The organism is Kitasatospora sp. NPDC007106, assembly GCF_040634455.1.
Taxonomy (GTDB): domain Bacteria; phylum Actinomycetota; class Actinomycetes; order Streptomycetales; family Streptomycetaceae; genus Kitasatospora; species Kitasatospora arboriphila.
Genome location: NZ_JBEYFP010000238.1, coordinates 1 through 8,382, shown reverse-complemented (window position 1 = coordinate 8,382; position 8,382 = coordinate 1). Strand labels below are relative to the sequence as shown.

The 8,382-nt window shown below is 73.9% G+C and carries 6 protein-coding genes and 2 pseudogenes; 4 read left to right on the top strand and 4 right to left on the bottom strand.

Annotation, left to right across the window (positions count from 1 at the left end):
* The 3 genes and pseudogenes from ABZ641_RS19240 to ABZ641_RS19230 all read right to left on the bottom strand — a co-directional run.
* Positions 1-687: pseudogene (locus ABZ641_RS19240) on the bottom strand (hypothetical protein); the annotation flags it as partial.
* Entirely contained in the window at positions 684-2,189 is a 1,506-nt protein-coding gene (pelF, locus tag ABZ641_RS19235; protein ID WP_344624105.1) for a GT4 family glycosyltransferase PelF, read from the bottom strand. The gene pelF and the pseudogene ABZ641_RS19240, both read right to left, overlap by 4 nt.
* Before the next feature lie 238 nt (positions 2,190-2,427).
* The gene (locus ABZ641_RS19230) at positions 2,428-4,692 is read right to left on the bottom strand and encodes a hypothetical protein (RefSeq protein WP_359983252.1); all 2,265 of its coding nucleotides are present in this window, start codon (positions 4,690-4,692) and stop codon (positions 2,428-2,430) included.
* Positions 4,693-5,289: 597 nt separating this feature from the next.
* On the opposite strand from ABZ641_RS19230, the gene ABZ641_RS19225 reads away from it, so the two are divergent.
* The 4 genes from ABZ641_RS19225 to ABZ641_RS19210 all read left to right on the top strand — a co-directional run bounded on the left by ABZ641_RS19225 (position 5,290) and on the right by ABZ641_RS19210 (position 7,999).
* Positions 5,290-5,463, top strand: coding sequence for a hypothetical protein (locus ABZ641_RS19225; RefSeq protein ID WP_359983250.1), 174 nt, complete (start codon positions 5,290-5,292; stop codon positions 5,461-5,463).
* A 154-nt stretch (positions 5,464-5,617) separates the two neighbouring features.
* Positions 5,618-6,019, top strand: a complete 402-nt coding sequence (locus tag ABZ641_RS19220) for a YciI family protein (protein ID WP_344624045.1) — start codon at positions 5,618-5,620, stop codon at positions 6,017-6,019.
* 1 nt (position 6,020) lies between these two features.
* Positions 6,021-7,277, top strand: coding sequence for a sigma-70 family RNA polymerase sigma factor (locus tag ABZ641_RS19215; protein WP_359983255.1), 1,257 nt, complete (start codon positions 6,021-6,023; stop codon positions 7,275-7,277).
* 62 nt (positions 7,278-7,339) lie between these two features.
* Entirely contained in the window at positions 7,340-7,999 is a 660-nt protein-coding gene (locus ABZ641_RS19210) for a class I SAM-dependent methyltransferase (RefSeq protein WP_359983247.1), read from the top strand.
* 7 nt (positions 8,000-8,006) lie between these two features.
* On the opposite strand, the pseudogene ABZ641_RS19205 reads toward ABZ641_RS19210, so the two are convergent.
* Positions 8,007-8,382: pseudogene (locus tag ABZ641_RS19205) on the bottom strand (hypothetical protein); the annotation flags it as partial.

The following is an 8,382-nucleotide window of genomic DNA, read 5'->3' as shown; positions in this document are numbered from 1 at the left end:
GCCGCGCAGCAGGCTGCGGCCGACCGCGGCCCGGGCACCGAGCGAGCGCCAGGCGTACGCCCGGTGGGCGAGCGCCTGGTTGAGGCTCCAGCCGACCAGGGCGGTCAGCGCGAGGGCGCTGCCGGCGCCGCCGGACTGCAGGAACCGTGCGGTCGGCAGGTAGGCGAGGCCGGGCAGGGCGAACAGCAGGCCGCGCAGCACGGTGCGCAGCGGGTCGGCCTGCCAGGGGTCGTGCGGCTCCGGTGGCGCGGTGTGGCGCCGCTCGGTGCGGGCGAAGAGCTCCTCCGCGATGGAGAAGGAGTCGGTGCGGCCGTAGCGGACGGCGGCCTGTTCGTCCGTCAGTCCGTCGGACTCCAGGACGGCGGCGATCTCGAAGGGGTGGACGGCGCGGGCGCAGACGTCGGCGAGCCGCTCGGCGAGTTCGTCCAGCGGGTCCTCGGGCAGCGGCACGGGCTCCGCGGCGCCGCGTCCGGCGGCACCGGGCTCGACGATCCGCAGGGCGAGCGTCTCGTCGGGGTTGCGGAGGGTGCCTGCGGCCTTGCCGGTGAGCTCCTCGGGCGGCGGGACGCGCAGGGCGAGCGTCTCGTCCGGCTTCGCGGCCTTCTTGCGGCGGGCCGGCGGCAGGTGCAGGACGACGGTGTCCTCGGGGCGCGGCCCGTCCTCGGAGAGGTTCAGCAGGGTGCTCATCCGGCGGCTCCGACGGCCGAGCGGGCGGCACCGGCGGCGGCCTCCGCCGCCTCGCGCTGGGCGGGCGTCCACCAGTCGAACGGGCCGTCGTCGCGGGCCGTGCGGAAGCGGTCGCGGCGGTCGAGTTCGCTGTAGATGTCGCGGAAGGAGTCGATGGTCTGGCGGAGGGTGAACTGCTCGATGACGCGCATCCGGGCGCCGCGGCCCATCTCGGCGCGGCGGTCGGCGTCGCGGAGCAGTTCGAGCGCGGCCTTCGCCATCGCCTCGGGCTCGCGCGGCGGGACGACCAGCCCGGTGTCGCCGACGGCCTCGCGGACGCCGCCGACGTCGGTGGAGACGGTGGCCCGGCCGCAGGACATCGCCTCGATGAGGGTGAACGGGAAGCCCTCGCTGATGCTGGACAGCATGACGACGTTGCCCGCCGCGTAGGCGTCGCGGATGTCGTCGACGCGGCCCTCGAAGACCACGGCGTCGCCGATGCCGAGTTCGGCGGCGAGGGCCTCGCAGCGCTCCCGGTAGGCGGCGCCGCCGGCGGGGGTGCCGCCGAAGAGCCGCAGCCGGGCGCCGGGTATCTCGGCGCGGACGATGCCGAAGGCCCGGATCAGCGTCTCCAGGTCCTTGATCGGGTCGACCCGGCCGGCCCAGCTGAGGGTGGGCACCTCCGGCTCGGGGCCGGCGGGCGGGAAGGCCTCCGGGTCGACGCCGTTGTAGACGGTGCGGATGCGCTCGGCGGGGGTGCCGGCGCGCTCCTCCCAACGGCGGTTGTAGCGGTTGCCGGGGGTGACCAGGGCGGCCCGTGCGTAGCTCTCGACGGCGAGCATCCGGTAGAAGCCCAGGACGAGCGCCTTGACCGGCCAGGCGTAGCCGGTGCCGTAGCCGAGATAGCGCTCGCGCAGGTAGATGCCGTGCTCGGTGAGCAGGAACGGGGTGCCGTGCAGGTGGTTGCCGACCAGGCCGGGCAGCGCGGCGAGGCCGCCGCTGACGGCGTGCAGCACGCCGCCGGGCTTGGGGTGCGCGGCGAGGGGGCGCAGCGCGTGCTCCAGGAGCTCGGTGGCGGTGAGGGCGTCGTGCAGGCTGGGCTTGGCGGCGGCGGTGGCGAGGTGGGGGCGGTTCCAGACGTCGGCGAGGACCCGCAGGGCGGCCTCGGAGCGCAGCGCGGGGCTGAGCCGGCCGGCCCGGGCGTGGTCGGCGAGGACGTACAGCTCGGGGCCGAAGGCCTCCTCCTCGGCGGGGTCGAGCAGGGAGAGCAGGAAGCGCTCGTAGCCGGTGAGGAAGGCGCGCATGGCGGCGCCCCTGGGTGCCTGGCCCGGTGGGGCGGGGCCCCAGAGCGGGACGGCGCGGACGTCGGTCACGTGGCCGGGGAGGTCCCAGGAGAGGGGCTGCCCGGCGGTGCCGGTGATCGCGATGACCCGGAACTCGATCTCCGGCATGCCGGTGACGAGCTGGTCGCACCAGACGCTGACGCCGCCGTGGCTGTGCGGGTAGGTGCCCTCGGTGAGCATGGTCACGCGGGTGCCGACCAGGTGCGCCAGGTCGGCCGGGCGTGCCGCGCCCGGCGCGTCGGGCTCGGTCCCGGCCGCGGGCACGGCGTGCAGACGTGTGTTCATGGATTCCCCCCCAGGAAATCCCGCCCCCGGGCTGGCGGGCGGTGGTGGTGCGCGTGGTGCTGGCCGGTGCCCCGGGCCGGGGAGGGTCGCTCCCCGGCCCGGGGCGTTCGGCGGCGGTCGCCGTCCGGTCGGATCAGCGGGTGCTGCGGGTGCCGCCCTTCGTCGCGGTCGACTTGGGCGCGGCCGCCGTGCTGCTCTTGGCGGTGGTGCTGCTCGTGGTGGTGCTCTTGGCGGTGGTGCTCTTGGTGGTGCTCTTGGAGGTGAGCTTGTTGAGCGTGGTGCCGCTCGCGGTCGGGCCGGCCGGGACGGGCGTCTTGACACCCTTCGGCACGGGCAGGCTGGCGACCGTCTGCGCGATGACCGTGCGGACGGTCTTGAGGCCCGCCGCGGGCACCTCGGCGCCGGGGAGCTTCAGGGTGACGGCGGTCTGCATGAGGCCGGGGCCGGCCCAGCCGGACAGCTGCCCGGCGTAGGCGGAGCCGAACGCGGTGGTGCCGATCAGCTGCTTCTGGACGGTGCCGGTGGGCATGGTGGCCTCGGCGAGGACGCCCGACGGCGCGCTGATGGTGACGGTGTCGCCGACCCGGTAGGCGGTGACCTGGCCGGTGTCGACGGCGTTCTTCCACTGCGCGCGGCGCTGCAGCTCGACGCCGATGTCCTTCTGGCGGAGGTTCACCAGCGGGGTGTTGGAGGCGTACAGCCCGTCGTACTCGGAGAGGATGCGCTCCATCACCGGGTAGGCGATGCGGTCCTCGGCGTAGTTCGACTGGTGCACGAAGTGCGGCCGCGGGTCGTTGTTGATCGCCCGGTTGACGGCCAGTCGGGCCTCCAGCGGGACGATGTAGTCGGTGTAGCCGGTGTTCACGTCCAGCGGGGTGGGCAGGCAGGTGCTGGTGGCCGGGTTGTCCTCGCAGATGCCGCTGCCGCCCTGCGCGCGGGAGGTGTAGATCCAGTTGTACTCGTCCACCTCCTCGACCGTCTTCGCCGCGTTGTAGAACACGTTCAGCGGGTAGCGCGGGATGGTGAGGGCGTCGCCGACCTCGCGCTGCTCGTGCTCGCGGGAGGCGTCGCTGGCCAGCCAGCGGGTGCCGGTGTTGTCCACGGACGGGGCGAGGTACGGGTTGTCGGTGGGCTGCTGCGGGTTGGTGACGAGGCCGGAGTGCTCACCGGTCACCAGCTCGGTGTTGTCCACGTTGGTGAGGCCGTTGTTCGCCGCCCAGGTGCGGTTGTTGGTGATCTGGGAGGTGATGTCGGCCTGGCTGGTCCACACCGTCTGGCCGCTGGCGTTGGTGGTGCAGCGCCACGGCACCACGGTGGTGTCCTGCACGCAGCCGAGGAACTGGTGCTGGTAGGTGTGGTTGATCCAGCGGTAGGCGGACTGGTCGGCGATCAGCTGGGCGGCCAGCGGGTCGGTGCCGTTGCCGTCGGCCTTGAAGTCCTCCGAGCCGCCGCCGTTGTACGCCAGGTCGACCTTGAAGTTGTGGGTCTGCTGCCACTGCTTCAGGTACTGGGCGTCGGCGACCGACATCCGGCTGGGGTGCTCCTCCGGGTTGCTGCCGGGCGGGCAGGTCACGTCGCCGGGGGTGCACTTGAGGACGGTGTCCCAGCGGTCGTCCGACATGAAGACGTCGTCGACGTGCAGGGCGAAGTAGTTGCGGTCGTAGCCGAGGTGGATGCCCTCGGTGGCCCACTCGACGATGCCGCGGGCGAGCTGCCGGTACTGCCGCTGGTAGGCGTTGTAGACGAAGGTGACGACCAGTTCGCGGCGACCGTCGTGCGCGTACTCGCCGACCAGCGAACCGCGGGTGTCGGTGCCGGGGATCGGCGCCTCCACGTACGGGGTGAAGGTGGCGCCGGCGGCCTGCTGGGCGAGCGGGGTGGCGATGTAGCCGTAGCTCTCCGACACGGACGGCGAGTTGTCCTCGAAGGTGATGCCGCCCTCGAGGTAGCCGAACGGCCCGGACTTGCCGGCGGTGGTCACCTGGGCCTGGACGCCGTCCAGGGTGCCGGCGTAGGCGCCGGGCAGGGTGCCCCAGTTGAGGCCGACGCTCGCACCGGCGTAGGTGTAGGCGTCGACCTGGCGGATGCCGAACTGCGCCTCGTAGGAGGCGAGCGCGGTGAGCTCGGCGGCGCTGAGGCCGGCCGGGCTCTCGCTGGGCATCACCACGGCCTGGAACTTGGCCCGCGGCGCGCCGTTCAGGGTGTCGCTGAGGAAGCCGGCGGCGATGGTCGGACGGCCCGCCGCGGCGAGGTCGATCCGGGTGTACGGCACGCCGGTGCTGTCGAGCTCGGCCACGATCGCGCCGACGGCCGGTCCGCCGTCGTCGACGACCAGCAGCCGCAGGTCGATCCTGGGAGTCGTGGCCGCGTACGCGCCGGGCATCGGCGCCAGCGTCATGACGAGGCCCGCCACCGTGCAGGCAGCGGCAATTCGGGCTCTACGCCCCATGAGGTGTCCCTCCCCCTCGGACGGCGCGCGGGTCGCGCGGAGAGTCGCCGTCCGGATCGTGCGATGTGCGAGTGCGCATTGCGGTGTACGTGTGGTCACCAAAAACGCGGCGCTCAAGGGCGCCGCGCAACGTCATCCCCCGCCGCACATCGTATGACCATCGGCCCCGGTCGCATCCACCGAATCACCCAGGAGAGTGCAAAGTTGTCGAATAATCAGCACATAGGTCATTTGCCATTTCACACGTACCCACCCCGTGCGCCCCCCGCGCTCCCCACTCAGCAAACTCCCAGGTGACCGGCGGGTAGACCGCATCCCTTGCGAGCCCCGCGACCTGGGAACCGTACCGTGCGGGAGCCGTCCGTGCACCTGATCCATTCTCAGGAATGGTCCAGGATCCGCCGAGGAGCCACCTCGCCCGCCTCTCGGGCCTCACAAAGGGAGGGTGACGTTCCGCTACCGACGGCGCGTCAGAAGCGGAACCCGGTTGCGCCACCGGTACGGTTCTGTGACGAGACCGCGACAGTGCATGGGAAGGCCACGTCCATGACACCGTGCTCCCCCTCCGCCGGCTGCTCCTGCTCCCCCCGGGACCTCGCCGAGCAGGCCCGCGCCTGGTCGCTGCCCCGGCACCGGCGGCCCACCCCGGCCGGGACGGGCCAGGTGATCGACAGCTTCCTGTCCTGGTGGGGCCGCGCCCGCCGCGCCGACCTGCGCTAGCGCCCGCGGCAAGACCTCCGGTGAGGACCTCCGGCGGGAGCGGGCCGAGATTCTTCGGGGAATCCCGGCCCGGCCTGTCGAAATCGCGCCGCCGGCTTCTACCCACCTGTGACGGCGCCCCGCCCGGGGCCGCCCGCACGGCGAGGAGAGAACGATGAAGTACATGCTGCTGATGCAGTTCAGCGCCCGGAACACCGACTTCCCGGCGATCACCGAGTGGGCCGAGGAGGACGTGCAGGCGCACATCGCCTTCATGGCCGCCACTAACGAGAAGCTGGTCGCCGACGGCGAGTTCGTGGACGGCCAGGGCCTGGCCTTCCCGGACACCGCGAAGATCGTCCGTGCCTCGGGCACCGGCGGCCCGCTGGTCACCGAGGGCCCCTTCCCGGAGACCAAGGAGTTCCTGGCCGGCTACTGGATCGTCGACTGCGAGAGCGAGGGGCGGGCGATCGAGATCGCCGCACACGCCTCCTCCGCGCCCGGCCCCGGCGGCGAGCCGCTGAACATGGCGATCGAGGTGCGCCAGGTGATGGCCGCCCCGCCCGCGGAGCTCTGACCTGACCGGCACCGGCACCGGCCCTTCCGTCGACGACCTGCTGCGCGACCTCGCGCCGCGGGTCGTCGGCGTGCTCACCCGGCGGTACGGCGACTTCTACGCCGCCGAGGACGCCGTCCAGGAGGCCCTGCTCGCGGCCGCCGTCCAGTGGCCCGAGCAGGGCCTGCCGCACCACCCGCGGGCCTGGCTCGTCCAGGTCGCCGCCCGCCGGATGACCGAACAGGTCCGCAGCGAGACCGCCCGCCGCCGGCGCGAGGAGACCGTCGCCGCCCGCGAGCCGGACGACCGCCGCACCGCACCGGCCGCCGACGAGGACGGCGGCGCCGACCGGGACGACTCGCTCACCGTCCTCTTCCTCTGCTGCCACCCCGTGCTGTCGCCGGCCGCCGCCGTCGCGCTCACCCTCCGCTCGGTGGGCGGGCTGACCACCGCCGAGATCGCCCGCGCCTTCATGGTGCCGGAGGCCACCATGGGCCAGCGGATCAGCCGTGCCAAGCAGCGGATCAAGGCCTCCGGCGTGCCGTTCTCGATGCCCGCCGCCGAGGAGCTGCCGCACCGCCTGGACCTGGTCCTGCACGTGCTGTACCTGGTGTTCAACGAGGGCTACGCCGTCAGCGGCGGACCGGACCTGCAGCGCACCGACCTGTCGCGCGAGGCGATCCGGCTCGCCCGGTCCCTGCACCGCGCCGTCCCCGACAGCAGCGAGGCCGCCGGACTGCTCGCCCTGATGCTACTCACCCACGCCCGCAGCGCCGCCCGCACCGGGCCGGACGGCGAACTCGTCCCGCTCGCCGAGCAGGACCGCGGCCGCTGGGACGCCGCGGCCGTCGCCGAGGGCACCGCGCTGATCACCGCCACCCTGCCGCGCGGACCGGTCGGCCCCTACCAGCTGCAGGCCGCGATCGCCGCCGTGCACGACGAGGCCGCCACCGCCGAGGAGACCGACTGGCCGCAGATCCTCGCCCTGTACGGCGTGCTGGAGCGCCTCGCCGACAACCCGGTGGTCCGGCTCAACCGGGCGGTGGCCGCCGCGATGGTGCACGGCCCCCGCACCGGACTCGACCTGCTCGCCCGGCTCGACACCCCCGACGCCCTCGCCGGCCACCAACGCCTGTACGCGGCACGCGCCCACCTGGAGGAGATGGCCGGCGACCGGCAGGCGGCCCTCGCCGACTACCGCGCCGCCGCCGAACGCGCCACCAACCTGTCCGAACGCCACTACCTCACCCTCCGGGCGGCCCGGCTGAGCGCGGACTGAGCTCCCGGACGGGCTCCGCCGCGTACGGGCCCGCGGTCCGGGCCGGCCGATAGCCTGCCCGCATGACGGAGAACACCGGCGCCGACCACCTCGACGCCACCAGGGACGCCTACGACGCGGTGGCCGTCCAGTACACCGAGCTGTTCGCCGACGGCTTCGGGGCGCGGCCGCTGGACCGGGCGATGATCGAGGCCCTCGCCGGGCTGGTGCTGCAGGAGGGCGGCGGGCCGGTGGCCGACCTCGGCTGCGGGCCCGGCCACGTGACGGCCTACCTGCACGGGCTGGGGGTGGACGCCTTCGGGATCGACGTCTCCCCGGCCATGGTGGCGATCGCCCGGTCGCGGCACCCGCAGCTGCGCTTCGAGGAGGGGTCCATGCTCGGCACCGGACTCGGAGCGGGCTCGCTCGGCGGCATCCTCGCCCACTACTCGCTGATCCACACGCCGCCCGCGGAACTGCCGGGCGTGTTCGCGGAGTTCCACCGCCTGCTGGCGTCGGGCGGGCACGTCCTGATCGCCTTCCAGTCCGCCGACGGACCCGTCCCCCCGGTCACGGCCTACGACCACAAGGTCGCGCCCGCCCAACGCTGGTGGCCGGACGCACTCGCCGCACTGCTCCGGGAGGCCGGGCTCACGGAGGTCGCCCGGCTGGTCCGCGGCCCCTACGAGGGCGAGCGCACCCCGCACGCACAACTGCTCGCCCGCCGCCCGGACGCCGGCTGACGCCCGCTCAGCCGTCGGCGGCCGTCCCGCCCGGCCCGTCGAGCCCGTCCAGCAGGGCCAGCTGTTCGGCGACCCGTTCGGCGGACCAGGAGAGCAGCCAGGCCGTGTGCTCGGGGGCGTAGCCGCGGGGCGCGCTCTCGACCCGCATCACCAGCGCCAGGTAGATCCGGTAGAGCGCCAGGCGTGCGCGGGCCGCGGGGGTGTCGGTGCGCAGGCCGGGGGCGATGCTCAAATAGCCGGCCAGCAGGTCGGCGTCGTCCTCGGGGGTGCCGAGCGGGTCGAGCCCGACGAGTTCGGCGAGCGGGTCGGCCTGCTGGTCCACATCGCCCCCGGCAACGCCGCCGCGGTCGCCCCGCTCAGCGTGGTCGAGGGCCTGCTCACCG